Annotated in this window: 29 protein-coding genes and 1 other annotated feature; of the genes, 5 read left to right on the top strand and 24 right to left on the bottom strand. The window is 42.4% G+C overall.

Going from position 1 to position 26,675, the window contains the following annotated elements:
* Positions 1 to 12 precede the first annotated feature (12 nt).
* The 14 genes from IGI54_RS00445 to IGI54_RS00380 all read right to left on the bottom strand — a co-directional run bounded on the left by IGI54_RS00445 (position 13) and on the right by IGI54_RS00380 (position 15,021).
* Positions 13 to 306 (bottom strand): OadG family protein, encoded by a 294-nt coding sequence (locus tag IGI54_RS00445; protein ID WP_430620849.1) that lies wholly within the window; start codon positions 304 to 306, stop codon positions 13 to 15.
* A 30-nt stretch (positions 307 to 336) separates the two neighbouring features.
* The gene (locus tag IGI54_RS00440) at positions 337 to 1,725 is read right to left on the bottom strand and encodes an oxaloacetate decarboxylase subunit alpha (protein ID WP_430620848.1); all 1,389 of its coding nucleotides are present in this window, start codon (positions 1,723 to 1,725) and stop codon (positions 337 to 339) included.
* A gap of 302 nt (positions 1,726 to 2,027) precedes the next feature.
* A complete protein-coding gene (locus IGI54_RS00435; RefSeq protein WP_313631149.1) occupies positions 2,028 to 2,585 on the bottom strand; it encodes a sigma-70 family RNA polymerase sigma factor in 558 nt (185 codons plus the stop codon).
* Positions 2,586 to 2,654: 69 nt separating this feature from the next.
* Positions 2,655 to 3,182 (bottom strand): NYN domain-containing protein, encoded by a 528-nt coding sequence (locus tag IGI54_RS00430; protein ID WP_071861776.1) that lies wholly within the window; start codon positions 3,180 to 3,182, stop codon positions 2,655 to 2,657.
* Positions 3,182 to 4,015, bottom strand: coding sequence for a 23S rRNA (guanosine(2251)-2'-O)-methyltransferase RlmB (gene rlmB, locus IGI54_RS00425; protein ID WP_430621461.1), 834 nt, complete (start codon positions 4,013 to 4,015; stop codon positions 3,182 to 3,184). The genes IGI54_RS00430 and rlmB overlap by 1 nt, the downstream gene beginning before the upstream one ends.
* Positions 4,005 to 4,403 (bottom strand): Mini-ribonuclease 3, encoded by a 399-nt coding sequence (locus IGI54_RS00420; protein WP_430620847.1) that lies wholly within the window; start codon positions 4,401 to 4,403, stop codon positions 4,005 to 4,007. Before IGI54_RS00420 ends, rlmB begins: the two co-directional genes overlap by 11 nt.
* Positions 4,403 to 5,812, bottom strand: a complete 1,410-nt coding sequence (gene cysS, locus IGI54_RS00415; RefSeq protein WP_071861778.1) for a cysteine--tRNA ligase — start codon at positions 5,810 to 5,812, stop codon at positions 4,403 to 4,405. The genes IGI54_RS00420 and cysS overlap by 1 nt, the downstream gene beginning before the upstream one ends.
* Positions 5,805 to 6,338 carry a serine O-acetyltransferase EpsC gene (gene epsC / locus IGI54_RS00410; RefSeq protein ID WP_071861779.1) on the bottom strand — a complete coding sequence of 178 codons (534 nt, stop codon included), beginning with the start codon at positions 6,336 to 6,338 and terminating at the stop codon, positions 5,805 to 5,807. Before epsC ends, cysS begins: the two co-directional genes overlap by 8 nt.
* Before the next feature lie 459 nt (positions 6,339 to 6,797).
* Positions 6,798 to 6,997 (bottom strand) — a binding site (T-box leader).
* Positions 6,994 to 8,451, bottom strand: a complete 1,458-nt coding sequence (gene gltX / locus IGI54_RS00405) for a glutamate--tRNA ligase (RefSeq protein WP_430620846.1) — start codon at positions 8,449 to 8,451, stop codon at positions 6,994 to 6,996. It overlaps the preceding feature by 4 nt.
* Before the next feature lie 94 nt (positions 8,452 to 8,545).
* Positions 8,546 to 9,700 carry a PIN/TRAM domain-containing protein gene (locus IGI54_RS00400; RefSeq protein ID WP_071861781.1) on the bottom strand — a complete coding sequence of 385 codons (1,155 nt, stop codon included), beginning with the start codon at positions 9,698 to 9,700 and terminating at the stop codon, positions 8,546 to 8,548.
* 56 nt (positions 9,701 to 9,756) lie between these two features.
* On the bottom strand, positions 9,757 to 11,130 hold the full coding sequence (gene radA, locus IGI54_RS00395) for a DNA repair protein RadA (RefSeq protein WP_430620845.1): 1,374 nt from the start codon (positions 11,128 to 11,130) through the stop codon (positions 9,757 to 9,759).
* Between the two features lie 26 nt (positions 11,131 to 11,156).
* Positions 11,157 to 11,663, bottom strand: coding sequence for a dUTP diphosphatase (locus IGI54_RS00390; protein ID WP_313631143.1), 507 nt, complete (start codon positions 11,661 to 11,663; stop codon positions 11,157 to 11,159).
* A 208-nt stretch (positions 11,664 to 11,871) separates the two neighbouring features.
* Positions 11,872 to 13,671: a glycerophosphoryl diester phosphodiesterase membrane domain-containing protein gene (locus IGI54_RS00385; protein ID WP_430620844.1), complete on the bottom strand. Its 1,800-nt coding sequence runs from the start codon at positions 13,669 to 13,671 to the stop codon at positions 11,872 to 11,874.
* A gap of 393 nt (positions 13,672 to 14,064) precedes the next feature.
* Positions 14,065 to 15,021 carry a cation diffusion facilitator family transporter gene (locus tag IGI54_RS00380; protein ID WP_313631141.1) on the bottom strand — a complete coding sequence of 319 codons (957 nt, stop codon included), beginning with the start codon at positions 15,019 to 15,021 and terminating at the stop codon, positions 14,065 to 14,067.
* 144 nt (positions 15,022 to 15,165) lie between these two features.
* On the opposite strand from IGI54_RS00380, the gene IGI54_RS00375 reads away from it, so the two are divergent.
* Positions 15,166 to 15,537, top strand: a complete 372-nt coding sequence (locus tag IGI54_RS00375; protein WP_430620843.1) for a TIGR02328 family protein — start codon at positions 15,166 to 15,168, stop codon at positions 15,535 to 15,537.
* On the opposite strand, the gene IGI54_RS00370 is transcribed toward IGI54_RS00375, so the two are convergent.
* Positions 15,527 to 16,273: a TIGR03915 family putative DNA repair protein gene (locus IGI54_RS00370; protein ID WP_430620842.1), complete on the bottom strand. Its 747-nt coding sequence runs from the start codon at positions 16,271 to 16,273 to the stop codon at positions 15,527 to 15,529. The genes IGI54_RS00375 and IGI54_RS00370 overlap by 11 nt on opposite strands.
* Before the next feature lie 5 nt (positions 16,274 to 16,278).
* On the bottom strand, positions 16,279 to 17,574 hold the full coding sequence (locus tag IGI54_RS00365; protein WP_430620841.1) for a putative DNA modification/repair radical SAM protein: 1,296 nt from the start codon (positions 17,572 to 17,574) through the stop codon (positions 16,279 to 16,281).
* Positions 17,575 to 17,775: 201 nt separating this feature from the next.
* Here IGI54_RS00365 and IGI54_RS00360 point away from each other — a divergent pair, with 201 nt between their 5' ends.
* Positions 17,776 to 17,991: a zinc ribbon domain-containing protein gene (locus tag IGI54_RS00360; protein WP_313631137.1), complete on the top strand. Its 216-nt coding sequence runs from the start codon at positions 17,776 to 17,778 to the stop codon at positions 17,989 to 17,991.
* A gap of 56 nt (positions 17,992 to 18,047) precedes the next feature.
* Here the strand turns inward: IGI54_RS00360 and IGI54_RS00355 are convergent, their stop codons facing one another.
* Both IGI54_RS00355 and IGI54_RS00350 read right to left on the bottom strand, forming a co-directional pair.
* A complete protein-coding gene (locus IGI54_RS00355) occupies positions 18,048 to 18,359 on the bottom strand; it encodes a hypothetical protein (protein WP_430620840.1) in 312 nt (103 codons plus the stop codon).
* 143 nt (positions 18,360 to 18,502) lie between these two features.
* Complete coding sequence (locus IGI54_RS00350) at positions 18,503 to 19,342, bottom strand: aldo/keto reductase (protein ID WP_430620839.1); 840 nt, start codon at positions 19,340 to 19,342, stop codon at positions 18,503 to 18,505.
* Between the two features lie 215 nt (positions 19,343 to 19,557).
* On the opposite strand from IGI54_RS00350, the gene IGI54_RS00345 reads away from it, so the two are divergent.
* Positions 19,558 to 19,845 (top strand): hypothetical protein, encoded by a 288-nt coding sequence (locus IGI54_RS00345; protein WP_430620838.1) that lies wholly within the window; start codon positions 19,558 to 19,560, stop codon positions 19,843 to 19,845.
* 75 nt (positions 19,846 to 19,920) lie between these two features.
* On the opposite strand, the gene IGI54_RS00340 is transcribed toward IGI54_RS00345, so the two are convergent.
* Positions 19,921 to 21,294 (bottom strand): MATE family efflux transporter, encoded by a 1,374-nt coding sequence (locus IGI54_RS00340; protein WP_430620837.1) that lies wholly within the window; start codon positions 21,292 to 21,294, stop codon positions 19,921 to 19,923.
* 78 nt (positions 21,295 to 21,372) lie between these two features.
* Positions 21,373 to 21,792, bottom strand: coding sequence for a MarR family winged helix-turn-helix transcriptional regulator (locus tag IGI54_RS00335; protein ID WP_084133247.1), 420 nt, complete (start codon positions 21,790 to 21,792; stop codon positions 21,373 to 21,375).
* Positions 21,793 to 22,096: 304 nt separating this feature from the next.
* Between IGI54_RS00335 and IGI54_RS00330 the strand changes: the two genes are divergently transcribed.
* Positions 22,097 to 22,753 (top strand): hypothetical protein, encoded by a 657-nt coding sequence (locus tag IGI54_RS00330; protein WP_430620836.1) that lies wholly within the window; start codon positions 22,097 to 22,099, stop codon positions 22,751 to 22,753.
* Positions 22,754 to 22,801: 48 nt separating this feature from the next.
* Here the strand turns inward: IGI54_RS00330 and IGI54_RS00325 are convergent, their stop codons facing one another.
* The 4 genes from IGI54_RS00325 to IGI54_RS00310 form a co-directional block, all read right to left on the bottom strand.
* Positions 22,802 to 23,692, bottom strand: coding sequence for a sulfite exporter TauE/SafE family protein (locus tag IGI54_RS00325; protein WP_071861795.1), 891 nt, complete (start codon positions 23,690 to 23,692; stop codon positions 22,802 to 22,804).
* A gap of 327 nt (positions 23,693 to 24,019) precedes the next feature.
* Positions 24,020 to 24,367 carry an iron chaperone gene (locus tag IGI54_RS00320; RefSeq protein ID WP_071861796.1) on the bottom strand — a complete coding sequence of 116 codons (348 nt, stop codon included), beginning with the start codon at positions 24,365 to 24,367 and terminating at the stop codon, positions 24,020 to 24,022.
* Between the two features lie 62 nt (positions 24,368 to 24,429).
* Positions 24,430 to 24,741: a hypothetical protein gene (locus IGI54_RS00315; protein WP_071861797.1), complete on the bottom strand. Its 312-nt coding sequence runs from the start codon at positions 24,739 to 24,741 to the stop codon at positions 24,430 to 24,432.
* The gene (locus tag IGI54_RS00310; RefSeq protein WP_313631133.1) at positions 24,734 to 25,693 is read right to left on the bottom strand and encodes a helix-turn-helix transcriptional regulator; all 960 of its coding nucleotides are present in this window, start codon (positions 25,691 to 25,693) and stop codon (positions 24,734 to 24,736) included. The genes IGI54_RS00315 and IGI54_RS00310 overlap by 8 nt, the downstream gene beginning before the upstream one ends.
* A 145-nt stretch (positions 25,694 to 25,838) precedes the next feature.
* Here IGI54_RS00310 and proC point away from each other — a divergent pair, with 145 nt between their 5' ends.
* Positions 25,839 to 26,651 carry a pyrroline-5-carboxylate reductase gene (proC, locus tag IGI54_RS00305; RefSeq protein WP_430620835.1) on the top strand — a complete coding sequence of 271 codons (813 nt, stop codon included), beginning with the start codon at positions 25,839 to 25,841 and terminating at the stop codon, positions 26,649 to 26,651.
* Positions 26,652 to 26,675: the final 24 nt, after the last annotated feature.

Here is a 26,675-nt window from a genome sequence, read left to right as displayed (position 1 = left end):
TTTCGCCTCCGCTTACTTAATCTTTCTAATCGTTTGAATTTTAAATTTTTTCCCATCCTTCTCGCCGCTAGCTTCGGCCAAAGCAATAATCGCCGCAGCTTTGGCTAACGGATCTTGGGCAAATAGTTCCTTCGTTGATAGCTCAGTCGCCTCTTCACTAAAGGACGTCTGTGCATCTTCTGCTGGCTTTTCAGCGAAAAACTTGGCACTGAGCATCATTAAGCCCATGATGCCTAACAAGATCAGAAAAACGACCGCCATCGAAAATACCGTTAATCTTAAAACCTCTATTAATGAATAGTGCATCTAATTTCCCTCATTTCAACTCATCATTTTTTATAAAAAGCCCGCTACTTTAATGACCGAATCATTTTTTTTCAGCATTGTGCGCGCCGTTAAAAATTCTTTGCCAACTTTTGGAAATAGTGCGTAGATTAAGACGTCCTCTTCGTTTTTAGCCAATGAGCCAATCTCTGATTGCAAGACAGCGAACTCAGGTTTCAAATGATCGGCGGGACGATCCGTCATCACTTTTTTATCCCCGATGATACTGCGGCGAAAATCATCCGCAATCGGGACCGGCGGCTTGCCGTATTCTCCTGCGAGATAAGCTTTGATTTCATTGGAGACCATTAAATAGGCCGTTCCGGTAATTACATTCATCGCCGCCTGTGTGCCTACCATTTGACTCAATGGTGTCACTAATGGCGGATAGCCCAAAGCTGCACGAACATGAGGGACTTCCTTTAAAACGGCTTCGTACTTATCTACCGCATTCGCTTTTTTTAGCTGTGAATACATATTAGACAGCATGCCGCCAGGAATTTGATAGATCAACGCGCGGGGGTCTGGTGACAGCATCTTTGGATCTAAGATACCTGCCTCCAAATAATGATCTTTGATTTTTCGGAAATAGCTGGCTGCCTCTTCTAGCTTTTCCAAGTCTAAAGAAACATGGTAACCTTCCTCCTGCAAAACCATCGCCATCGTTTCGGTGGCAGGCTGGCTAGTTCCTTCGCTAAAAGGAGAAAGAGCCGTATCGATCCGGTCCGCGCCGGCTTCAACGGCAGCTTGATAAGTCATGGCTGCCACTCCGCTAGTACAATGGGTATGCACGATGATTGGCACCTCCACAGCTGCTTTCAGGCGACGGACTAGCTGAGCGCCTTTGACCGGCGTCAAAATTCCCGCCATATCTTTGATGCAAATGGAATCCGCTCCCATCACTTCCATTTTTTGAGCCAATTCCACAAAATAATCAATAGTATGCACTTCACTGATTGTGTAGGCTAAGACCAGCTGAGCTTCTTTTCCCGTTTTTTTTACGGCTCGCAATGCGGTCTCTAAATTTCTTAAATCATTTAAGGCATCGAATATACGAAAAATGTCGATCCCATTTTCAGCTGAGGCTTGAACAAATTTTTCAACAACATCATCTGCGTAATGGCGATAACCTAAAATGTTTAGTCCCCGTAGCAGCATCTGCAGCGGCGTCTTAGGCATATTTTTTTTGATCACTCGCAATCGTTCCCACGGATCTTCATTTAAAAAACGAATACAGGCGTCAAACGTCGCACCGCCCCAACACTCCACCGAATCGAAACCAATTTCATCTAATACCGGCAAAATCGGCAGCATGTCTTCAATCGACATGCGAGTCGCCATCAAACTTTGATGGGCGTCTCGTAAAACAGTCTCAGTAAAACCAACCTTCTTCACTTCCATACATTTACTCCCTTTTGTCTTCTACGATTATTCAGCAGCCATTTTTAATCTTGCATTCTTCCGCTTGTTTACAATTTCACTTGTTATCCTTCAATTGACTAATTACGGCATCAACATCACTAGCTCCACTATTTTTCTTGGAGAAGCTAGTTTTTTATTCGCAATCGCTTCCATACAATAATTGTAACATATTCGAAAACGGCTTAAAAAAAATCATAGTCCAGATCTGTTAGCGACAGATCTGGACTATGATTTATTATTTTTGATTTTAATGGCGTCGTTAAAAAGAATCAGTTTTCATTTTATGAAAGCTCCGCAGCTAGCTCTTTCTTGATTTTGTTCTTGGTTCGATTCAAGGCATTACGAATCGCTTTTTCCGTTTCTCCCAAGCGCTTGGCGATCTCAAAAGGTTCTTCGCCTCTAATATAATAATAAAGCGCGTACGTTTCTAACTGAGACAAGGTAATTTCGCCCTTCAATAGGAGTTCGCTAATTGAAAGACTTTCCTCCAACTGTTGGTGGTAGTGAAAATATTCGCTGAAGGTCTCGCTGCCGACTTTTTCAATCGACACAGCCTGCTGCTGAGCAAGGCGTTTCTTCGCCTGCTGACGTCGTAAAAGTGACCGAATCCGATTTTCTAGAATCATTTTGTAGTAGAGACCGAATGTTGTTCCGCGATCCTCGCGATAGCTCCTCAACGCACTGTTCAAAGCAATTCGGCCCTCCTGCAACCAATCATCATGTTCAAAGTCCCGAATAAGATAGCGAGACTCCATTTTATAAATGATCGGCACATACTGTTGAAACATTTCTTCAAAGACCATACTATCAATTGTTTCCAGATACTCAACGTTTTCCATTTTTACACCCCTCTCGTCACGTAAAAGCATACACGTAACTAAAATAAGAGAGGAGTATATTCGGGAAATTTATTTTTTTCGACTAAGTTCGTCCAATTTTTGCGACAATTTTTGTAATTGTGCATTATTCCAAGGAGAATTCCGGCGAAAATTTTGATAATGCGTATCTTCTGTGTCACCAGCGATCAATGCTTCGGTTTGTTGCACTGTTTTATACAACTCCCGCGCAGAGGTTCGTAAGGCTCCTTGAGAAAAAACCGTCCACTGTTCAGCCAAATCACTAGTCGCCACAGTCACTTGCGTCAACCGATCATTTAATTCTCCGGCGACCCGTTCGATATAGCTATCCGCGGTTTCGCCTTCTTCTGTAAAGACCACTGTCAGCAAATATTTCTTATAGCTTTGAGTCACACCGGGAACAAATTGCGCATCAAAAACAATGATGATTTCCAAGCCTTGGTATTTCGCGAAATTCGACAAGCGGAATAGCAAGGCTTCACGAGCTTCTTCCAAACGATCTTGATTTTTCAAGCTCACGAGCTCCGGCCAAGCACCAATCATATTGTAGCCATCCACGATCAGTAATTGCTTTTTCATTAGAGCTCACTTCGCTTTCGGAACACCTCATACATCAAAAGCCCCGCTGCCACACCGGCATTTAGACTTTGGACATGCCCGGTCATTGGAATCGTCAGCATTTCATCGACATCTTTTTTCAAGCCGGCACTCATGCCTTTGCCTTCATTTCCGATGATCAACGCGATCGGTCCCGTCACTTTCCACTGACGATAATCTGTTCCTTCCATGTCGGTACCAAAAATCCAATAACCGGCATCTTTCAATTGCTTGATACTTTGAGCGAGATTCGTCACTCGCGCGATCGGTACATATTCCACCGCGCCTGTTGAAGCCTTCGTCACCACCGGTGTAATGCCGACAGAACGATGTTTGGGAATAATCACGCCAGAGACGCCACTAGCGTCTGCGGTTCGCAAGATCGACCCAAAATTATGTGGGTCCTCCAAGCTATCCAAAATCAACAGAAAAGGCGCTTCTTCGGCAGACGTTTTTCCTAGTAGCTCATCCAACGTTAAATACTCATAAGGCGTGATGCCTAAAACGATCCCTTGGTGGACACCACCGTCACTTAACGTGTCTAATTTTTGCTTTGGTACCCATTTCACCGGTACAGCTTGCTCTTTAGCTAAGCTTTTTAACTGATCGATTTTATCACCGTGGGCATCTTCTTGCATAAATAATTTATTACCGCGGCCAGCTTGCAATGCTTCCACACTGGCATGGTGACCAAAGACAAAATTATTTTCTTCTGATTCCGTTGGTACGATTGGTTCGACCCGTCGCTCTTTTGGCCGATCATTTTTTCGTTGATTCCGACGATCATAGCTTCGACGTGGTTTTTTATCCTTCAATTGTTTCACCCGCTTTCTCGATACACCAAGCGATTAATTCTTCTAAACGCTCTGTTTGTTCCAATAAATGTAAATAGCCCATCAAGGCTTCAAAGCCCGTAGACATCCGGTAGGTCATGATATCGGTATTTTTAGCGGAGGTATAGCTTTTCGCATTTCGTCCGCGCCGATAAATGCCGGCTTCTTCTTCTGTCAGCATATCATCTTCCAGCATTTTTTGGATCAACATTGCTTGCGCCTTAGCTGAAACATAATGAGTCGCCAAATGATGCAATTTATTCGGACGGGTTTGTCCCGAACGAACGAGATGATCGCGAATGTACGTTTCATAAATCGCGTCGCCTACGTAGGCTAATGCTAAGGCATTTAATTGTTTGTAATCAGTCATTAGGCTCTTCTCCAACGGACACCTTGTGGGGTATCTTCTAAAATAATTCCTTGTTCTTTCAATTGGTCACGAATCTCATCGCTGCGGGCAAAATTTTTATCTTTCCGCGCTTGATTCCGTTCTTCGATCAATTGGTCAACTTCTTCATCTAATAAACCAGCCGTTTGAAACTCGATGCCAAAAACAGACAAAAGCTTCGTAAATTCTTCCAACGCTGCAGTCAAGACCGCCGCCGAAACTTGGTCTTGCTCACTGTAGTGATTCAACCATTTTGCTACTTCATAAACCACAGTGATTCCATTGGCTGCATTGAAATCATCGTCCATCTCTTCAATAAAACGATCTTTCAAGGTGCGCAGTTCAACTAATTTTGCTTGATCGTCAGCTAATTCATTTTCTGCCGTCGCTTGCCGGAAAGTCGCGTTTTCAAAAGCCGTGCGCAATTTTTGTAGATTTGCTTGTGCATCCTTCATCGTCGTTTCGCTATAACGGATCGGACGGCGATATTGAGTCGTCGCCATAAAGAAACGTAAAATCTGCGGATCGATCTCTTTCACTAGATCATGAACCGTGACAAAGTTGCCTAGAGATTTACTCATCTTAGCGTCATCTTCACCAATCGTCACATAACCGTTATGCATCCAATAATTGGCGAAACGTTTGCCGGTCTTCGCTTCACTTTGGGCGATCTCATTTTCATGGTGGGGAAACTCTAAATCTTGGCCGCCGCCATGAATGTCGATGGTTTCACCTAAATGCTTCGTTGCCATTACCGAGCACTCGATATGCCAGCCTGGACGACCAGCGCCCCACGGAGATTCCCACGAGATTTCATCTGGCTTCGCACTCTTCCACAAAGCAAAGTCCAAGGGATCTTCTTTGATTGCTTGCTCCACGCCCGTTCGTTGGCTAGCACCGATTTCTAGTTCATCAATCGATTGGTCGCTTAGCTCACCATAATGCTCAAATTTGCGTGTCCGGTAATAGACATCACCAGCCACTTCATAGGCATAGCCTTTTTCAATCAAGGCTTCAATGAAGGACAAGATATCTGGAATATGATCCATTACTCGAGGATGCAGTGTCGCCGGTTTGACATTCAAAGCGGCGGTATCTTCTTCAAAGGCGGCGATAAAACGATCGGCCAACTCTGGTGCGGTGACTGCTAATTCTTTTGCTGCTTTGATGATCTTGTCATCCACATCGGTAAAATTCGAAACATAATTCACTTCATAACCGCGGTACTCAAAATAGCGGCGAATCACATCAAAAGCGATTGAGCTACGGGCATTACCAATATGGATATAGTTATACACTGTTGGTCCGCAGACATACATACGAACTTTATTTTCTTCGATTGGTTTAAAAAGTTCTTTCTCTCGTGTTAATGTATTGTGTATTTTAATCATGAGGAACCTTCTTTCCATTTATTTTTACTACTTTTGCTGGGACACCCACGGCTGTTGCATCTGTTGGTATACTTTTCAATACGACGGCACCAGCACCAATTTTGACCCTTGCACCAATCTCGATTGGTCCTAAAATTTGTGCGTTGGCGGAAATAAACGCCCCTTGCCGAACGGTAGGATGCCGCTTGCCGGTGTCTTTGCCGGTTCCACCCAACGTTACGCCATGGAACAATACCACATCCCGTTCGATTTCCGCTGTCTCCCCAATCACGACACCCATTCCGTGATCAATAAAAACACCGGGAGCAATCTTAGCACCAGGATGGATCTCGATTCCGGTCAAAAAACGCCAAAATTGCGAATGAATCCGTGCCAACAAAAACCGCTTGTGTCGATAGAGAAAATGCGAAAACTTGTGAAAGAACAACGCGTGGACACCCGGATAGGTAAGGACTACCTCAACACCTGAACGAACCGCTGGATCATTACGTTTTGCTGCTACAATCGCTTCTTGCCACCATCCCATTAACCTCAACTCCTTTTCTGAGCGGCGCCACGTTCCCAACGTTTGCGCCTTGCCTTGAGTAACAACCTTCATTTTTTATTTTTGAACCAAGTAAACTGCGAAAAACAATTCTGATTCTCGCTTCGCATACCATTCCACTAGTCGCTTTAAAAACGCGAAGTGGAACTGGCAGCTATTTCGTTTGTATGAACTCATTTTTCTGAAAAACAGAAAAATGTAATGGATTTTCACAGCGCATACGATTGGACTAAACATTTCTGTTCATTTTTAGTCTTAATATAATCAACTTAATCTTTAAAAAAATACACTGCAAAAAGTCCAACTCGCAGCTATCTCACTATACAGTAATTATTTTTCAAAATTCGAAAAATAATTCTGATTCTCACTTCGCATACCATTCCTCTAGTCGCTTTAAAGACGCGAAGTGGAACTGGCAAAAAAAGCGTCTTTTGAGTTTCCTCAAAAGACGCTTAGACGTGGTCCCACTTTTGTTTGCAATTGCTTGCCTTGAAACAGGTAACGTCTGTGAATCGTCCTTAGCTACGTATCGCTAAGGCCACTCCGAGATGCATTTCACAACGGTTGACTTGACTGCTTGCACCGGCCGCAGTCTCTCTGAAAAATCCTTCGTTGCTACTTCTTCTCTTCTATGTGTTTACATAACTTGATTTAAATGTGCTAAGGCTTTTTCTTTGCCTAATAATTCAACAGTTTCAGGTAATTCAGGTCCGTGGGTCACGCCGCTGACGGCTACACGAATCGGCATCCACAATTTTTTCCCTTTAACGCCGGTTTCTTTTTGAACAGCTTTGATCGCAGCCAAAACATTCGCTGCATCCACAATTTCCATTGCTTCTAATTGGGCTTTAAAAGCCTTCAATACCGTTGGTACATCTTCTTCCGCCAAAACTTCTTTAGCAGCGTCATCCAAAACGGGGTGTTCTTCAAAGAATAAGTTTGAGACTTCCGTAATTTCTGCGGTGTAGCTCATTTGTGGTTGATACAAACTGACTACCCGTTTCACCCAATCTTTGCGTTCAGGTGTTGGATTTTCTTCAACTTTGCCAGCTTTGATCAAGAATGGCAGACACATTTCAGTTAATTTGTCTAAGTCCATTGCTTTGATGTAATGATTATTGACCCATTCTAGTTTCTTCGGATCAAAGGCCGCTGGTGATTTGCTTAAACGTTTTGTATCGAACAGCTTAATCAATTCTTCTTGAGAAAAGATTTCATCTTCGCCAACTGGAGACCAGCCTAGTAAAGTAATGAAGTTAAACATTGCTTCTGGCAAATAACCTAACTCACGGTATTGTTCGATGAATTGTAGAATACTTTCATCACGTTTACTTAATTTTTTACCTGTTTCACTGTTAATGATCAACGTCATGTGACCAAAGGTTGGACGTGTCCAACCGAAAGCGTCGTAAATCATTAGTTGTTTTGGTGTGTTGGCGATATGATCGTCCCCACGTAATACATGTGTGATCTTCATAAAGTGATCATCCACGGCTACCGCAAAGTTATAGGTTGGCATGCCATCACGTTTTTGAATAACAAAATCGCCACCGACATTATCCGATTCAAAACTAATTTCGCCTTTGACCATATCGTCAAAAGCAAAGCTAGTATTGCGAGGAACTCGGAAACGAATCACTGGTTCTAAACCTTGTGCTTCTTTTTCAGCTTGTTGTTCAGGTGTTAAGTTGGCACATTTGCCGCCATAATGAGGCATCTCACCACGAGCGCGTTGTGCTTCACGTTCGGCTTCTAATTCTTCTGGGGTGCAATAACATTTATAAGCCAAATTACTAGCCAGTAATTGGTCGATCAATGGTTGATAAATCTCTCTGCGTTCAGATTGACGGTAAGGTCCGTATTCTCCTGGATTTGCTGGTGATTCATCCCAGTCGATCCCTAACCATGCCAAGTTTTCTAGCTGACTTTTTTCACCATCTTCAATGTTGCGTTTCAAGTCAGTATCCTCGATCCGAATGATGAATTCTCCATCATTGTGACGAGCGAATAAATAATTGAATAATGCTGTTCGAGCATTTCCGATGTGTAAGTGTCCAGTTGGACTTGGTGCATAACGTACACGAATTTTTGACATATTTGGTTCCTCTTTCCCGCTTTTTTAGCAAACGAAACGTCTGCTCCATAGCTCAAATTGTACAATCAATCCATTGTTTAGTAAAGTCACAGCGTTACTTTGCTGTCTTATCATTGGTATAATCTAATTTCTTTTCAGGTGAATCGTCTTTGATATTGCGACTCGAATGGGCAGGTTTCGCAAAAATCATCCGTCCAGCGGCTGTTTGCAAGGCACTAGTCACGACGACTTCGATATGCTCATTCATGTAATGCTGACCATCTTCTACCACTACCATCGTACCGTCGTCTAAATAAGCGACCCCTTGTTGCCGTTCTGTTCCGGCTTTGACGACTAAGACATTCATATTTTCCCCTGGAATCACAACCGGCTTCACCGCATTGGCTAGGGCATTAATGTTCAAGACCGCGACATTTTGAAATTCGGATACTTTATTCAAGTTATAATCGTTGGTTACGATCACACCATCTAACAATTTTGCTAATTTAATCAATTTACTATCGACTTCGCTAATATCTTCAAAATCGCCATCATACATTTCAACAGCGATGCCTTCTTCTTTTTGCAAAGCGTTCAAGATATCTAACCCGCGACGCCCACGAACACGTTTCAAGCTGTCACCAGAGTCCGCGATATATTGCAATTCATATAAGACAAAATTCGGAATCATCAAGACGCCTTCTAAAAAACCAGTCTTCGCAATATCGTAGATTCGACCATCGATGATCACGCTAGTATCCAAGATCTTGTACTTATGAAAATGATCATCGGCTTTACGTTCTAACACTTCTCCATCGTTCGTCTCGGCTTTTTTATTCCGGCCACCGAAGAATTTTTTTAATTCATCGATCCGGGTCGTCCCCATCCGAAAACCTAAATAACCTAATAGCAGCATAATCAAGATCGGTAACGCGCTATTAATGAAGGGGATCGGGATTTGATACAACGGCGTCGTACCAATCAATCCTAGCGTCAATCCTAAGATCGCACCGACCACTCCAAATAAGATATAAGTTAAGCTCAGTTCATTTAATTGTTTTTCGATTTTCTTTACACCAACTGTGATTGGTTCTACGATCGCCAAAGAAATAAGATAAAAAATAATTGCACCGATCAGGCCGTTCGTAAATGAATTATTCAACCACATGTTGTTTGCATAACCGACCGCTAACCATGCTATGGGTAATAAGGTAATCCCTAAACTAATCCCAACAATGGTAACGATCACTGTCAACACACGTTTTTGCATGCCATCCCTCCTAAAAAATTATTCAATGGTGCGGAGAAAGATCTCCACACCCGTGATTAACGAAATACTTTTCTCAAGGTTTCCCCTAAGGTCGCCACTGGAATCAATTCGATACCCTTCGGCGGTGTCCATTCACCCATATTATTCTTCGGTAAATAGATTTTTTTGAAGCCTAATTTACTTGCTTCTTTGACACGTTGTTCAATACTGCTAACGCGGCGAATCTCGCCGGTCAAACCAATTTCACCGATAAAACACTCGGTGGCCTCCGTACCGTTTTCTTTGCAGCTGGAAGCAATCGCTACCGCTACCGCCAAGTCAATCGCCGGCTCATTCAGCTTGACGCCGCCAGCGGCTTTCAAATAGGCATCTTGGTTTTGCAGCAGTAGGCCGGCCCGTTTTTCTAGAACCGCCATGATCAATGAAACGCGATTAAAATCGAGTCCCGTCGTCGTCCGTTTAGCATTGCCGAAAACCGTTGGCGTGACTAAGGCCTGGACCTCCACTAAAATTGGTCGGCTGCCTTCCATGGCGACGACGATCGCCGAACCGGTAGCTCCTTCCAAGCGTTCTTCTAAGAAAACCTGCGAAGGATTGGCCACTTCAACTAAGCCGCTTTCTCGCATTTCAAAAATTCCGATCTCATTAGTCGAACCAAAACGATTTTTCACCGCTCGTAAGATACGGAAGCTGTGGTGCTTCTCGCCTTCAAAGTACAACACGGTATCCACCATATGCTCCAACATTCGCGGACCAGCGATGTTTCCTTCTTTAGTTACGTGACCGACGATAAAGATCGCAATGCCATTGGTCTTCGCTAACTTCAATAATTCCGCGGTCGTTTCTCGCACTTGACTGACCGAACCCGCCACACTGGTAATGTCTGGCTGGGTCATGGTTTGGATCGAGTCGATGATCACATAATCCGGCTTCAGATTTTCAATCGTACGGCTGATTTCTCCCATGTCTGTCTCGGCATACAAGTAAAAATCAGTATCGCTAGAACCTAGACGTTCTGCCCGCAACTTAATTTGCTGCGCGCTTTCCTCACCAGACACATACAAAACTGTACCGCCAGTCGCCGCTAATTGATGCGAAACTTGTAAAAGCAGTGTCGACTTCCCGATTCCGGGATCACCACCGATTAAGACGAGCGAACCTGGTACCACGCCACCGCCCAGCACGCGGTTCAATTCGGCGAGCTCCGTTTGAACACGCGTCTCCTTTTTGAAGACCACGTCTTTTAATTTGGTTGGTTGTGCTCGTTCACCGGTTAAACTGACCCGGTTGCGGCGATCTTCTGGATGATTTTGTTCGATTTCCTCCACCATCGTATTCCAATTGCCACAGTTGGGACAGCGCCCCAGATATTTAGGCGAAACATAACCGCACTCTTGACAGATAAATTGCGTCTTGGATTTTTTTGCCAAAACTTTCGCCTCACTCAGATTAAATTTTATTGTTGATCAGATGAACCAAATCCGCCAGTCCGAAGCGTTTCAGCCCGGTCATTATCCGCTTTAAGAAATGGCAAGAAAATGCCTTGGCCGATGCGTTCACCTTTTTTAATTTTTACATCAGTTAAACCAAAATTCGAAAATTGGAACATGATGTGACCCTCGTTATCAGGATTGTTGTAGTAATCACTATCGATCACGCCGATCCCGTTGCTTAAGGTAATGAAACGTTTCAACGGATTGCTAGAGCGATTGGCTAACTGCAAATACTCATCCTCGCCCATATAAGCTTTGATTCCAGTTGGGACCAAAACTGGCTTAAGGATTTTCGCTGAAGCTTCTGCGCCTTTCGTGAAATGTTGGATCACTTGCTTCCAAATTGCCGGAATAACGATATCCTCTGCCGCTTCAAAATCATAGCCAGCGGCATTTTTTGTTGCCCGTATTGGCAAATTGATGCCTTTAGCTTGATATGCGGTTGTAATTTCAAACCCTCTTACTGTCATGTTAGACTCCCTTTTTTTAAAAACAAAAATGCTTTTTTGATCATTGCTCAGACGATTTAACGAATCGTCCGAAAACCTAAAGAAACTCTGGTCAAAATAAGACGCTCGTTCTTTGTGAAACATATAGCTATTTTAACATAGTGAGCCTTTGGATTCGTCATTCTTTTACGAAAACTCTGGGTAAATTTAATGATTTTTTTCTTTTTTATTAATTTTCACTGATCCGTTGATCCAGTGCCGGAATCCGATTAATATACATCTCGATCCGCTTCGCATAAGAAGGTTTTTCCTCATACGTTTTGATTTGATTCTTCAATGTTCCCAAATCATCTGTTATGATGCCATTCACGTTTAACGAGATCATTCGATCCATTGAATCCGCATCATTCACTGTCCAAGCATAGACGCTCTTCTTCTCCTGATGGGCTCGTTGAACAAAATCACTCGTCAGTGTCGTTTCCTCCATCGTATAACCATTCGCCACTGTTTGAGGGAATACTAAATTATACGGCAGGATGTAGCTGACAAACAACTTTGGCGCTTCCTTTTTCAAATCTACCACTACATCATAGTCTAACGAATGAATGCGATGATGGTGGGTCAAAATATTTTTTTGATATTTTTTGACAAAATTTTTCACCATATCTTTCGAATCTGCAGCGCTTGTTTTGATTTCAATCAATAATTTTTGCTGATGCTGATTGGCATAAGCTAAATAATCGTCAAAACTTGCCACCGGTGCCACATGACCATTTTCCGTCGCAAACAAATCCTGTAATTCCACTAAGGTCAAGTCATGGGTCGTTTTGTCTTGCCCAGTTAAATTTTTCAGATTTTTATCATGCATCACAACGAATTGATGATCCTTGGTTTCTTGAATATCCATCTCAATATAATCCGGCTTTTCTTTGATTGTTTCAGCCATCGCGGGAATCGTATTTTGAACACCGTTTCCATCATCCACTCCTCGATGAGAAATGGTTAGCGGAATCGCATCAGCCAAACCAGTGAGATAAAGGGCATTGCTGATTAGAATCGAACCGCCAAAAAAGAGGCACAATGCTCCGGCTGCGATTCGCGTCCAAAGACTCGGACGAATCAAGCGCAAAGGCCGTTCGCCGCTAATCATCAGCGGATAAAATTTTTGTACTAAGATACTGAAGTAAAGGACTGTCGCCCAAGCCAGCATTAATTGACTAAAAAATTGAATACTCGTCAAAGTCAGCATCGCTCCCACCGCTGGAAAAGGTGCGGGCAATAAATCAAAGATTGTTTGACAAAGATAGCTGAATCCGTAACCAACATAAGAAATAAAGGTCAAGAACATCGTCAAAATAAAAATACGCCAACCGTAGTGCCAGAACCGATGATGTGTTAGTTTTAAACTTTTTTCAATCGCAGCCTTTGGTCTTTCGTCAGAGAAAATCATTAACGGCAAGACAAATAATAATCGTATTCCGATATAAGACACTACGATCGAGCCCGCTACTAGTAAAAGGGCGAAAACCACATTTTCATTCAAATATTCCAAAATAAAAACCGGAATCGTGACTTTACTTAATAAAGGCGTTCGAAAAATTGCATTAGCAAAAGGCAAAATCAAGAGAAAATAAAATAGAAAGAAAAAGAACGTCGCTGGACGTAGATGCCGCATGTGATAGAGCGATTGCTTAAAAATCCCCCACAGCGACCGATCTTCCTTCGTTTGAATACTTTTGATACCAAATAATTGAAACGTAAATTGTAAAAAAACTAAGGTCAAAACTAAAGCAAGCAACAAGAGCAACGCAATCAAGACGGCTGGATGCTTCGTGATGATCGTTAAAATATTTGTGTTAGAAACATAAGGAATATTGCCCCGTTGTAAAATAAAGGCCACTAAAAATTGGACCACGGGAATTACCAGCATCTCTAAAACAATATTCGTACCAACAATCAAAAGAATATAGCTGCCCCAATGACGCAGAAATTCCCGTGAATAGGTAAAGAAAAACCGAAGTGAAGACACTCTGCATCCCTCCTTAATAAAGATAAAACACTTTAAGCAACTGCGAAAAGCATAACTGACCGCTAACTCGTTTTATGGTTTTTCTTTTTTCAAAATCGGAAAAAGAAAGGTGATCCTCGTACGCATATCATCCAACTAAACAACTTATACTATTATTTTCATTCAAATCCTAGTATTGAAATTGAAACTTAAGAACTGCGAAAAGTTGGACTGACCGCTAACTCGTTTTATGGTTTTTCTTTTTCCAAAATCGGAAAAAGAAAGGTGATCCTCGTACGCATATCATCCAACTAAACAGCTTATACTATTATTTTCATTCAAATCCTAGTATTGAAATTGAAATTTAAGAACTGCGAAAAGTTGGACTGACAAGAATAATCGGGCACAGAATGGTTATGTGTCCGATTGGGCTTGGCGTTTTTGATCGTAGTTGGGATCAAATTCGTCGGTTTCGATATAAATATAGGCTTTTTTATCTGGTAGTGCTTGGCGGATCACTCGCTCGATCTGATTGACGACATCGTAACTGACACCTTCGTAAGAATCCGCGATATCGATCTTGGCGGCGATCATCACTTCAGTTGGGCCTAAATGCACCGTTTTGATGTCGATGACTTTTTTGACTTCTTCGCGGTTGAAGGCCGTTTGAATTTTCAACAGGTCTGCTTTTGAAACACTTTCGCCAATAATCAAGCTGTAAAATTCTCGTGCTAAAAAGATTGAGGCAAACAAAAGCATCATCCCGATCAACAACCCACTCAATGCGTCAAACATCGGGTTGCCAGTCAGCATCGTTAAAATAGTTCCGATAATCGCTAAAACTAACCCGATCACCGCACAAAAATCTTCTGTGAAAATAATCAAGATTTCACTGTGACGACTTTCATGTAAAAATTGGAATAGCGGCAGCTTTTCCGTATTCAGCTCATGAATTTCCTTGATCGCAACCCGCAACGAACTGCCTTCAACTAGAATCCCGAAAACGAGGATTGCTAAGATGATTAAAGGATTTTCTACTTCATGGCTAGGATGGAACAATTTTTCCACGGCCTCCCAAATCCCTAAAGCACCCCCACCAAAAAACAGCATTGTTGCTACAATGGTACTAAAGAAATATTTGGCCCGGCCTTCACCAAACTGATGCAGCTCACTTTGGCCCCGATTCGCCCGGCGATTGCCGAATAATAATAAAATTTGATTGCTGCAATCCACCACACTATGGATGCTTTCATTCATCATTGCGGCACTACCGCTAAGCATATAGCCGACAAATTTGCTGACTGCTACTAAAATATTCGCTAATAGCGCAGCCAATACGGCCATCGACCCTTGCGTTTTTTTCTCTTCCATTTGATTCACTCACTTCCTGATTGTATCTATTATAAATCAGAAAGGAAAAATCATAAAAACATATCTCTTTCCTTTCGTGAAGCAAATCGCTCGTCTTTAAAGCTAAATTGTGGAAAAATCAAAAGAAAGCTAGGAGGGATTTTTATGCGTCTATGGCATGAAGCACTAATACCCGCGCTTCCGCGACAACAATTATTAGGACAGCATCGCGAAGTTGCGGCGTTGCGGGGCAAAGGTTGGGGCAAAAAGCACGCCACGGTGGATTATGTTTTCACTCATCCTTATTACAAATTGTATCAATTTCATTTGTTGGTTCTGGAGGAAATGAAGCGCCGTGGCTACAAGCCTGATTCCTTATGGTTCGATCCGCTGTACCGCGGGAAAAACTTATCTCCTTTAGTAGCGATCCAGCCATTGGCCCTCACTCGTCCGATCTATCCCGAACATAATGAAGATTATCTAACAGAATGTCTGCTGAATCTGGCGCAAAAAGGCATCTTTTTGACTAAGCCTTGAACTCGGTCATATCCCCGCGAAAACGCAAAGGCAAATGATTTCGTTGAGCCCGATAATTGGCTCGTTCATCAATCGTCACTGCTCGTAAAAAAGTCTTCCATTGCTGGCGAATATCCTGTTCATCACTGGCTTCCGAAAACTCGGGACAGCTAGTATTTTCCATCAAATGGATGTCCCCCTGATCAATGATGCCCAAAAGCTCATGTGTCTCATCATAAATCATGATTTTTTCTTGAGGATAACGCTCAGCGAAATGAGGACACAGATAAGGCATGACATAGTGCTTTGGATGGATTTTGCTAAATAACACGTCGCCAACATATTCAAACCGAACAAACCCCGTCAATGCATGATTTTCTCCAAGCAGAGTCCGAATACTTTTGGCTAACGCTAGGATCGCAGGGTGCCCTAAATGGTTTTCTAATAGATCCTTTGTTTGTAACGCAATCTCGATCGCTTCTAATAAATAGCGTTCTTTCCCCTCTAGTGTGGCGTAAAAACCATTTTGAATAAATTGAAAATTTTCTGATCGCAAGCGTTGACGCAGACGGCGATAGATTTTTTCCCCTCTCAGCACGTCGGTTTCGATCCACTCCGCCAAAAATAAATTTTCGACCGCTGTCTCCGGTGATAAGATCAGTGTCGGAAACTTTTTCTCCCGAAAGCTACGATCCACGATGGTCATAAACCCTAAAAAGCTGCCGTCATATTCCCAATGGTCCGCGGATTCTTCCATGAAACTCACCTACTTTTCGCATGTTCAAAACGTTCCACATCAAATAAGGATAGCTGTTCACTGGTGGATTGCGTGTTGTGTTTCTTTAATACCTCATATTGCTTTGAAGAAATCAACGAGGTGATGATCCATTCCGGATCTTTGATCAATCCGGCAGGCGTTTCATGATTGCAGGCGATAAAATATTGCGCCCGCTTGATTACGATACCCAATTTTTTTAAATCGTTTAGATGCAATCGATAATATTTTCTTGCTTTTACGATGTTTTGCGCACTTTTCGGCCCAATCCCAGGAACGCGTAACAACTGATCGTAGGATGCCGTCTGGACGTCAACGGGGAAGCGATGGTAATTTTGGACCGCCCAATTGGCTTTCGGATCGAGATACAAATTAAAGTTTGGTTTGTCCTCAGACAAAATCTCGTCCGCGGTAAATTTGTAATAGCGCAGCAACCAATCCGCCTGATACAAGCGATGTTCTCTTAATAGTGGTGGATCTGTCGTCACTGCCGGCAATAAACTATCTTGATTGACGGGAATATAGGCCGAATAATAGACCCGCTTCAATTGATATTTTTGATATAAATTCTCCGAAATCTTCACGATCGAGCGATCACTCTCAGGGCTAGCTCCGATGATCATCTGGGTTGACTGTCCGGCTGGCACAAAACTTGGTGCATTCCGCACCATTGGTAAGAATTCCTGTTCTTTTTTTACCGTCGTAATCTGCTTCATCGGCTTATATAAGTCAAAGGGATCTTTATCTGGAGCCAGCAATTTTAGACTTTCGCGGGAAGGTAGTTCAACATTGACGCTCATTCGATCCGCCAGAAAACCAAGTTCTTCGATTAATTTTTCATCCGCGCCAGGAATCGCCTTAACGTGGATATAGCCACGAAAGCCTTTTTCTTCCCTTAAAATTTTTAGCGTCTTGATTAAGAGCTCGCAAGTGTAGTCCGGATTCTTAATAATTGCAGAGCTCAAAAACAGGCCTTCGATATAATTACGCATATAGAAATCCATCGTCAAATCGGCCACCTCTTGCGGCGTGAAAGTCGCTCGCGGAATCGCATTCGATTTTCGATTGATGCAATAATGACAATCAAAGATGCAGGCATTAGTGAACAATAATTTTAATAACGATACGCACCGTCCATCGGGCGTAAAGGAATGACAAATCCCAGAGACTTGCGTGCTACCTACCGTCCCCTGCCGCGTATTATTTTCCACACCACTGCTGGAACAGGAAACATCATATTTCGCTGACTCAGCCAAAATTTCAATTTTTCTTTCCAGCTCCATCGAAAACCCTCCTTTTCACCGAACGTATGTTCTTATTTAACCAAAGAAAGTCTTCTTTGTCAAAAATTTTCTTGTGAGATACTTCTAAAGACGGATGACGTCATTTGAGAATTTGCTATACTTTTAGACATAACAACAGCTGTTCGTTACTTTTTCAGTCGGAAATGATTTAGCTGTACTGTCAGATAAGGAGAATGAAAGATGGAAAGAAAACAATATGTTTGTGATAAGTGCGGATGCCAGCATTATACATCTGACCAATTCCAAGCAACGGGGGGAAATTTCGCAAAGATCTTCGATGTACAAAATAAAAAATTCACGACTATCAGCTGCAAACAATGCGGCTACACCGAACTCTATCGCGGAGCAACGTCGGATGGTTGGAATATTCTAGACTTCCTAATGGGTGGAAGCTAAAAAAAGAAGGGGCAAACATCGTTCATCGAGTTTGTCCCTTCTTTTATAGTTAAATGCTACTTTTCAAAATACCCCGTCCAAGAGCGATCTTCTTCATTGACCTTTGCTCCTACGAAGGTTTTTTGAGTTGATTTTCTGACTACATCACCTTCGCCGCTTAAATCATCCATCAACGCTTTGTACTCTGGATAAACGACGGCCTCCAACTCATTGAGATCGCGATTCGTGAAAAAATCCTCCATTCGCTCCTCTGGCTCGGTTTGTGAAAACTCCGTCGTCGGTTCGACCGCGACTTGGTCCTTCTGATCAAACCAAAAAAAGAGTAAAACGGCTGCTAACACAACAACAAGCGCTGCAATTTTTTTCATCCAATCCGCCTCCAACGATTCTGTTTATTATTAGTATGCCATAATTGAAAGCGTTTTTGAATGAAAAGCAGTCTTTCTCGATAAATAGGCTTTGACTGAATCAAAAAAAGCTAAAAACCTGTAAGGGTTCTTAGCTGTGTTTTTTACTCGAATTCTTCGTATTCATTTGGGTCTTGATCGTCGATTCGACCGTTTGCTTTTTCTAATAGATTGATTCTTTCAAGCTCTGTTTGCGACAATTCAAAATCAAAGATCGTTAAATTCTCCCGTTGATGCTGCAAGTTGCGCGATTTTGGGATCGGCACAATTCCACGTTGATGATGCCAACGTAAAACGATTTGCGCCGGAGTCTTGTGATATTTTTCTGCGAGTTCTTGAATCACCGATTCCGTTAGCGCGTCATTGCCGCGGCCTAACGGACTCCAAGCCTCTGTTAGAATGCCACGTTTTTTATTTTCAGCAACCATTCGTTCTTGGACCCAGTAAGGATGGATCTCGATTTGATTGACCGCCGGTGTCACACCTGTTGCTTCGATAATTTTATCCAAATGCTCTGGCTCAAAATTAGAAACACCAATCGAGCGAATCAAGCCTAACTTTTGTGCATCAACCAATGCCTGCCACGCTTCAGTATACAGACCCCGCTTAGGTAATGGCCAATGAATCAAATACAGATCAAAATACGTTAAGCCCATCCGAAATAAGGATTCTTGAATCATCATTAAGGCATCAGCATAATGGTGGTATTTTCCTGGTAGCTTCGTCGTTACAAAAAATTCCGAACGAGGAAGTCCAGAACGGCGAATCGCTTCCCCCACAATTCCTTCACTGTCATAATTCGTTGACGTGTCTAACAAGCGATAGCCATCTTGGATCGCTGTCAACACTTGATCCACCCCTTGACCTCCTCGGATTTGATAGGTTCCCAGTCCAACAGCCGGTAAAAAATGTCCGTCATTCAATGTTATCAATGGTGCAGTCATCAGCAAATTCCTCCTAATTTTTATTTATCCTTCCACAAGGTAAAAAAATACTCATTTTTAAGTGTATCTTCTCATCACCATTCCACCTTACCCCCAAATTCTTGGCCTTGTTAAATTCTCTGCTCAGCGTAAGCAATTTTTTCTTAGATCGGCAGAAAAAAAAGTAAGAAAGAGGTATACTACAAATTGAATAGCAATGAGAGGAGAAGATGGCGATGGATTCAATTATTTGTATCGTTCTAGGAATGATCTTCGCAAACGGCATCCCCCATTTTGTCAAAGGGATTACCGCAGAAAAATGGCCTGTTCCTTGGAAAACATTCGCATCCGCTCCAACGAATGTTTTGTGGGCGATCACGAATTGGTTAGTGGTGATTATTTTGTTTGCGCTCTTCAAGCCAGACATCAATAGCTTTGATGCAGCCTGCTTTTTGCTAGGTATGGGAATTACTGGATACTATCTCGCCTTGCATTGGTCAGAAAAAAATGACGAGACAGAATAATTTTTTAAAGACGAACGTGCTACTAAAGGATCTCTTTTCCTTTAATAGCACGTTCTTTTTTTATTCAACCGTTGATTATTCTTGCATCGCCGGTAATTCGTTTTTATTTAATTTATTCAAGTAAGGGATCATCATGATTGCACCAGCGATAAAGGCGATCCCTTCGGTAATAGTCATGGACCAAATCAAGCCGTTCAAACCATAAAAATGGTGCAGCAAAAGAACGACTGGAATGAAAAAGGTTCCTTGGATCGTAGACATGATTCCCGTTTGAGCGCCAAAACCTGAGGATTGGAAGATTCCGGTAAATAAACCAGAGAATCCGTTAAAGACGGAAGAAACTAATTGTGCTGCTAAAATCGTTAAACCAACTTGTACCACGCGAGGGTCGCTAGTAAATAAGCTTAATACGGGCACTCGGAAGAGATAAACGGCGACCGCGAAAATGATTGAGATACCGCCGATCCATAAAGAAACTTCTTTCAGCGCTTCTTTTAGACGTTTGGTATTGTGGGCGGAGAAACTATAAGCAAATAACGGCATGGCGCCTAAAAATAAGCCCATCGTCAAAAATTCAGGCAACTGTGTAATCCGTACCGCGATCCCAAAGCTGGCGACAACATTATCGCCGTATTCAACTGAAAAATTGTTCAACAATAACGTCGTTACGATCATAAAGGCTGATTTAAACAGTTCTGAAACACCGATTTTATAGACTTCTAATTGATCGCTGAAAGAAAGTTTGAAATGTTTCAAGAAGCCCTTCAAGGATTCGCTTCTATTTTCTAAAAACCAAACATAATAAGCGGTGGAAGCCAAATTGGCAATAACTGTTGAGATTCCGGCCCCAATCACATGCAGGTTAAAAACCAAGATCAATAGCGCATCCAGCGCAATACTAACAGCCACACTAATAAACATTCCATACATCGATTCCTTTGAGGCGCCTTCTGAGCGAACCATTTGCTCCAAGGCAAAGTTCAGAATAAAGGCAAATCCACCAGCAAATAAAATCGTTGAATATTGTTTTGTGTAAAGCAGTGTTTGTCCGTCGGCGCCAAGTAAGTGAACAAACGGTGTCATAAATAAGATAGCGACTGCTCCGATAACCAACCCAAGAATAATGCTTGTGTAAAAGGAATAGCCAGCGACTTTCTTCCCCTTCTGAGTATCCCCGCTGCCTAATAGCCGCGTAATAAAGCTGCCGCCACCGACACCAAACATATTTCCGACCGCCATCAAAATGATCGTGATCGGCATCGCCAACGTAATCGCCGACATCATATTCGTGTCATGGATCCGACCAATAAAATAAGCGTTGATCAAATTGTAGATCGTCGTGGCTGAGATCCCCACCATCATCGGGATCGACAAATGGGCGATGGCTTTGCGAATGGGACTTTCCTTTAAATAATAAATATTCGATTCGTTGACTTCAAATTCTTCCATGATACTACCTTCTTCTATTCATTTATAATAGTTAGAATTCTAACTATTTAGGTGCAAGCAGTTTTGCGCTGCTTGTTCTTATAAACTGCGGTCGATTTTTCTAAGCAGTTCGGTCAATTCTTGCACTTCTTCCGGGTCTAGCGCTTTGACCAATTCTTTTTCCGCCGCATAAAACGCCTCATTGGTTTCATTGACGATCGCTTTTCCCTTAGGAAGAACATAAATATTTTTTTGCCGCTCATTATCGGCTGGAATTCGACGTTCGATATACCCTTTTTTTTCTAAGCCTTGCAGCATACTGGTAATACTGGCACCGCGTCGTTGAAAGACTTCCGCTAAATCTTTTTGGATCAAGCCTTTGTCTTCGTTCTGCGCAATATACGCAATCATTCGAGCTTGTTGCGGACTGACACCTAACGATTCCGCACGATCTTTCATCAATTCACGAGATTTGTGCATAATCGAGCGCAGTAGATTGGAAACGACCATTCTATCCAAAAGAATTCCTCCTCGCTAACTATTAGATATCTAACTGTTCGAAAAGAATATACACGCCGTTAAAATAAAAGTCAACGGAAAAGATTCGTTTTCTAAAAATTAGAGTTCTAACTTTATTAACCTATTCTAGGTTGAAGAAAAACTCATTCTTCCTAAATAAATATCGTTCATTGTATTTAATCCATCTAAAATCATTTTTATTTCTAACAAAAACTTAATTATAGTATAATTTATTTATAATAAAACTTTTTTTGTTGTTTGATCATTATTTTCCCCGAAAAAAATCAGATTAGGAGGAACGGATATGAATAAATTTATTAAGTTAGGACTGATTCTCGCGTTAGGATTGACTTTTGGCGGTTGTGGTGACAATGCCACTAACGAAACAACTACCAGTCAATCACAAACAATTAGCTCGCTGGAAAAAAGCAATCAAGACTTAAAGGCGACGGTCTCATCTTTAGAGAAAACCGTGGATCCTTTTGAAAAAGAAAAAGCCGAAGAAGAAAAAGCACAGAACGCCGAGCAAGAGCAAAAACAAAGGGAATTAGCCAATACGAAGAAAGCCGAAGAAGAACAGCAACGCAAAGAACAAGAAGCTCAGGCTGCCGCCGAGAAACAAGCAGCTGAACAAGCTGAGGCTGCCAAACAGGCCGAGGAAAAAAGAATTGCGGAAGAAGCTCGTAAGATGGAAGAACAGCGCGTCGCACAAGAAGCGGTCGCAAAAAAACAAGCCGAAGAGCAACAAGTCGCGGCTCAAGCACAGGCAGAGGCGGATGCTCGTGCCCAACAAGAAGCACAGCTTCAGCAAGCAGCCCAGCCGGCTCAAGGTCAGACCGTTTATGTCACACCGACAGGCAGCAAATATCATACGCACAAGTGCGGCAACGGCACTTACAGCCCCGCTACACTAGAGGAAGCACAAGGTCGCGGATTAACCGCCTGTGCGAAGTGTTATTAATTAAAAAAATAAAGCCACTGAAAAGTGAACTTTTCAGTGGCTTCGTTTTTAGCTCTTCTTCAAATTCCCCGCAAAGGCCTGCTTCCCTTTACGAATATAGGTAAAGCCGGAATAAAGCACGACTACGATAACAATCCATGTCAAAACGTTCATGTTCAAACCGGTGACAAAGCGCGTCGCGATGATCACTCCGATAATCCCACCGATCGTAATCCCCAAACTAACTTTACGAGAATAATCCCCCGATTTAATAAAGTTTGTACCAGCAACTGGCATTAGACCCGCACATGAAGCCATCATAATTGGAAAAGCTACCAATGGACTTAAGCCGAGCATATAAACCAAGGCCATACACGGTGCGTAAAGTCCTACACCAATCGTCATCAAGGCACCCAAAATAAAATTACCTATAATACCAATGATTAATTTTGAACCCGTCAAACCGGTTAAATGATTACCGGTTCCTAATAGATCCAATAACCCTAATTGTTTTAGCGCCATTAGTGCGGCTGTGACGATCAAGGCGATTCCCATGTAAAATTGGACTTTTTTCTCAGGTAGCTTGCTGACCGTTTTCGAACCAATGTAAGAACCGACAATTGCGGCAATGACTAACGAAAATAAAGTCAACGGCGCTACTTTTACCACCGTAATAAAAATGAACGCTTCAATAATCACCGGTACCGTGTGAGAAACATTCAATGTTCCCGGTAATTGACGGTCATTGTCTAATTGCTTCGTCGTTTCTAATAGCATCGTCGTCGGTGCAAAACTCCCGATTCCCAGCGTGTCCATCGCGTCCGTCACCAAGCCGATCAACCCGGCAACAAGCCAATTCCCGCCGCCTAAATTTTTTCGCTCCGCAACCAAATCGCGAATAAAATAAAAAAGATAGTAAACCAAGAGGACTGCTAAAAGTCCCAATAAAATCTGTACCATAATTCTCTCCTTTGAATATTTAATTGAATGAAAGCTCTTTTACCTGTAAAGATGGTACAACAATTCACATACTTTTTGACTGAAATTAAATAACAATTTGATGATATTCGTCAAATAAATCTTATAAAAAGTGCTAAGCTTCACACAAAAAAAGGAGCTGGGACATTAATTTGTCTCAGCTCCTTTTTCCGTATAAACGGTGTGACAGAAGTAGCTTCTTCGGAAATAAGCCGAAATTTCACAAAAATTTGAGGAGCAATTTCCGGAAATTCCTTCTTATTTCTTGAAGCTGAACACTTCTGTCCCAACCTCCTTACAGCTTTTCATTTATTGATCTTCCATGACTTCTTGCAAACGAAAGCGCACCATTTCTTTAATCAAATCAATTGGCAAATCTTGGTCATAAGGAAACTGAACGGCTCCCTTAGAGGTCTTGTAGTCCTTTAATTGTTTTTCAAAAGCTTCCATAGCGCTAGGTGTCGGATAAAAGCCGATATGCTTTTTCATTGCCCCGAAATGAACCAGATTTTCTTTTAAATAAAAGGTGGGCATCTGGTAAGAAATCTTCTCTTTCGTTTCGGGTGGAACCGTTTCTTTAATTACTTGATAAATTTCTTTTAGCTTTGGCTGCTGATCTTTTTCAGCCTCATTGATATATTCTTCGATTGCTGTCATCGCTTCACATCCTTTTTTCTTTTAGTCTAGCGGAAAAGACTGAAAAGGGATACAAAACTGCTCTATTCTTCCTTCACGTTCTCCCCTAAAGAAAAGCCGTCAAAGGTCTCGCCATCATAATATTTCAATAATTGATCTGCCGTTAATAAAGAAGAGGTCATTTCTTCGTCCTTTTCTTCCTCCACTTGATTCAACGCGACATATTCTTGGTACTGCTCCGCTAATTGACGGTACAGCGCTTTTTTCGAAGAACCTTCGCCAGTAATAAATGGCAGTTCCTTCAAATGACCGCGATAAAGGGGCAAGTTTTCCAGCCACTCGATCGGTTGTTCTACGACGGTCAGTTGAACGTCAGCAAAAATATCTTCATACATTGGTTTTTTCCTCCTGAATTTTTCGATATTGACGCGGGGTAAGGCCTTCGATTTGCTTGAAACGTTTATAGAAAAAGGCCTTATCTTTGTAGCCTAAGCGTTCGACAATTGTTTGGATAGTCAGATCTGTTTGCTCTAAATAGAGCTTACAGCGCTGGATGCGGCGCAGCAATACGATCTCCGTAAAGGCCTGCCCCGTTTTTTCCTTTAATAAGCTCGACAAATAATTCGGGTGAAAATGAAATTTCTGAGCGACCTCTTCTAGTGTCACTTGCTCCAAGCGAGCATCGATATAGGCTAAAATTTCTTCCGTTAATTGACCGCTGGACACGAAGCTGTCTCTGGCGACAAGATGTCCCGTCTCGGCCTGACTGATCTCAACAATCAGCAGCACAAAGGCCGCCTTCGTTACCTTATTATTGAAATAAGCCATCTTGACCACTTGTTTTAACAACAGCAACGCATAAAAATGAACATCCGTTAATGTCGCAAAATCATACACCAAATAACGGCTAACTCCTAGAAATTCTGAACTTATTGCCTCGATAAAAAAGCGATACAACAGTGGTTCTTCAAAAAATTGACCTAATAATGAATCGGTGAAATAGCTAGCCTTAAAATAAAACGTGATGACTTCCGCGTTCTGGTCTCCTTGAAAAGAAAGTCGCGCCGCGCCATTCATCAAGATTAATCCACCCACATCAAGCCGTCTTTCAGAGGTATCAAGTTTCACCTCAACCGAGCCTTTCAGTACATAGAACACCCGAATAAATTCCGAAGAAACTTCGATCCGCTGTTCGCTCTTACGCGTTACAAAAGCCGCGATCTCACGCTTGGGATTTTCCGCAAACTGCCGGACCTCGTTTTTCATTTCTTTATCCTCAGCAAGATAGCAATCCAATGTTTCCAAAAACTGATAAAACTGATCGTATTGCTGCTCCGTTACCTTCACTTTTCCACCACCTTAGAATCGAACACTTTTTTCTTTATCTACACTATTTCAAACAGCTGCTTATCAGCATATAATTTCTTTATTGATTGTAGCATTTTTAGCGTTTCATTACATTAGATTCAAACACTTCTAAGGGGGATTTATTATGAAAATTGGTTTTATCGGTGCCGGCAACATGGCTACGGCAATCGTGGAAGGAATCGTACAAAAGGGCTTCAGCAAGCCAGAAGACATTTATTTATATGATATCGCAACGGAGAAAGTCCAAGCCTTCGCGGAAAAAATCGGCGCGCATGCGCTGAAAGATCCACAAGCTGTTATTCAAACTGTCGACACGTTGATCCTAGCAGTCAAACCGAATGTCATTAAAGGCATCTTGTTAGCAGCCAAAGAAGCGATCATTGCCAATGATCCACTGATCGTCTCTATCGCAGCGGGAACTAGCACAGTTGCGTTATATGACGTTTTCGAGACCGATCAGCCGATCCGCATCGTCCGAGTCATGCCGAATATGAACGCAATGGTTGGTGAAGGGGCGGCGGCAGTCTGCGGAAACAGTGCCGCGACTGAGGAAGATGTTAAACAAATCATTGATCTATTCAACGCTGTAGGGAAAGCTTGGCCTTTAGAAGAGAAATATTTCTCCATCTTTACTGCGATCGCTGGCAGCTCACCAGCCTATACCTTCTTATTTATCGACTCAATCGCTCGGGCTGCAGTGAAGAATGGCTTGCCAAAGGATCTCGCTCTAGAAATGGCGACCCAAGCCATTCTAGGCAGCGCTCAAACTTTGGCCACTAGTCAAGAAAATCCGTGGACCTTGATCGATCGGGTCAGCTCACCAGGCGGAACGACAGTCGCAGGGATCGTGGAGTTAGAAGACAACGCCTTTATCTCGACCGTTATTAAAGGAATCGATGCGACGATTCGAAAAGATGAGGAACTAGGAAAGAAATAATTAGTCACAAAAAAATTGCTGATC

It is taken from the genome of Enterococcus sp. DIV0800, assembly GCF_050559735.1.
Classification (GTDB): domain Bacteria; phylum Bacillota; class Bacilli; order Lactobacillales; family Enterococcaceae; genus Enterococcus_A; species Enterococcus_A devriesei.
This window is presented reverse-complemented; position numbering and strand designations above follow the sequence as displayed.

What these genes read in the sequence shown, in the direction of transcription:
- proC (WP_430620835.1), top strand. Translation starts at nt 25,839, where the DNA reads ATGAAAATTGGTTTTATCGGTGCCGGCAACATGGCTACGGCAATCGTG.
- IGI54_RS00340 (WP_430620837.1), bottom strand. Translation starts at nt 21,294, where the DNA reads ATGGAAGAATTTGAAGTCAACGAATCGAATATTTATTATTTAAAGGAA.
- IGI54_RS00435 (WP_313631149.1), bottom strand. Translation starts at nt 2,585, where the DNA reads ATGGAAAACGTTGAGTATCTGGAAACAATTGATAGTATGGTCTTTGAA.
- IGI54_RS00315 (WP_071861797.1), bottom strand. Translation starts at nt 24,741, where the DNA reads ATGTATGAAGATATTTTTGCTGACGTTCAACTGACCGTCGTAGAACAA.
- cysS (WP_071861778.1), bottom strand. Translation starts at nt 5,812, where the DNA reads ATGATTAAAATACACAATACATTAACACGAGAGAAAGAACTTTTTAAA.
- IGI54_RS00430 (WP_071861776.1), bottom strand. Translation starts at nt 3,182, where the DNA reads ATGAAAAAGCAATTACTGATCGTGGATGGCTACAATATGATTGGTGCT.
- IGI54_RS00420 (WP_430620847.1), bottom strand. Translation starts at nt 4,403, where the DNA reads ATGACTGATTACAAACAATTAAATGCCTTAGCATTAGCCTACGTAGGC.
- IGI54_RS00355 (WP_430620840.1), bottom strand. Translation starts at nt 18,359, where the DNA reads ATGAAAAAAATTGCAGCGCTTGTTGTTGTGTTAGCAGCCGTTTTACTC.
- epsC (WP_071861779.1), bottom strand. Translation starts at nt 6,338, where the DNA reads ATGGGATGGTGGCAAGAAGCGATTGTAGCAGCAAAACGTAATGATCCA.
- gltX (WP_430620846.1), bottom strand. Translation starts at nt 8,451, where the DNA reads ATGTCAAAAATTCGTGTACGTTATGCACCAAGTCCAACTGGACACTTA.
- IGI54_RS00445 (WP_430620849.1), bottom strand. Translation starts at nt 306, where the DNA reads ATGCACTATTCATTAATAGAGGTTTTAAGATTAACGGTATTTTCGATG.
- IGI54_RS00330 (WP_430620836.1), top strand. Translation starts at nt 22,097, where the DNA reads ATGAATAAATTTATTAAGTTAGGACTGATTCTCGCGTTAGGATTGACT.
- IGI54_RS00360 (WP_313631137.1), top strand. Translation starts at nt 17,776, where the DNA reads ATGGAAAGAAAACAATATGTTTGTGATAAGTGCGGATGCCAGCATTAT.
- IGI54_RS00390 (WP_313631143.1), bottom strand. Translation starts at nt 11,663, where the DNA reads ATGACAGTAAGAGGGTTTGAAATTACAACCGCATATCAAGCTAAAGGC.
- IGI54_RS00325 (WP_071861795.1), bottom strand. Translation starts at nt 23,692, where the DNA reads ATGGTACAGATTTTATTGGGACTTTTAGCAGTCCTCTTGGTTTACTAT.
- IGI54_RS00365 (WP_430620841.1), bottom strand. Translation starts at nt 17,574, where the DNA reads ATGGAGCTGGAAAGAAAAATTGAAATTTTGGCTGAGTCAGCGAAATAT.
- IGI54_RS00375 (WP_430620843.1), top strand. Translation starts at nt 15,166, where the DNA reads ATGCGTCTATGGCATGAAGCACTAATACCCGCGCTTCCGCGACAACAA.
- IGI54_RS00400 (WP_071861781.1), bottom strand. Translation starts at nt 9,700, where the DNA reads ATGCAAAAACGTGTGTTGACAGTGATCGTTACCATTGTTGGGATTAGT.
- IGI54_RS00440 (WP_430620848.1), bottom strand. Translation starts at nt 1,725, where the DNA reads ATGGAAGTGAAGAAGGTTGGTTTTACTGAGACTGTTTTACGAGACGCC.
- IGI54_RS00320 (WP_071861796.1), bottom strand. Translation starts at nt 24,367, where the DNA reads ATGACAGCAATCGAAGAATATATCAATGAGGCTGAAAAAGATCAGCAG.
- IGI54_RS00345 (WP_430620838.1), top strand. Translation starts at nt 19,558, where the DNA reads ATGGATTCAATTATTTGTATCGTTCTAGGAATGATCTTCGCAAACGGC.
- IGI54_RS00350 (WP_430620839.1), bottom strand. Translation starts at nt 19,342, where the DNA reads ATGACTGCACCATTGATAACATTGAATGACGGACATTTTTTACCGGCT.
- IGI54_RS00370 (WP_430620842.1), bottom strand. Translation starts at nt 16,273, where the DNA reads ATGGAAGAATCCGCGGACCATTGGGAATATGACGGCAGCTTTTTAGGG.
- IGI54_RS00380 (WP_313631141.1), bottom strand. Translation starts at nt 15,021, where the DNA reads ATGGAAGAGAAAAAAACGCAAGGGTCGATGGCCGTATTGGCTGCGCTA.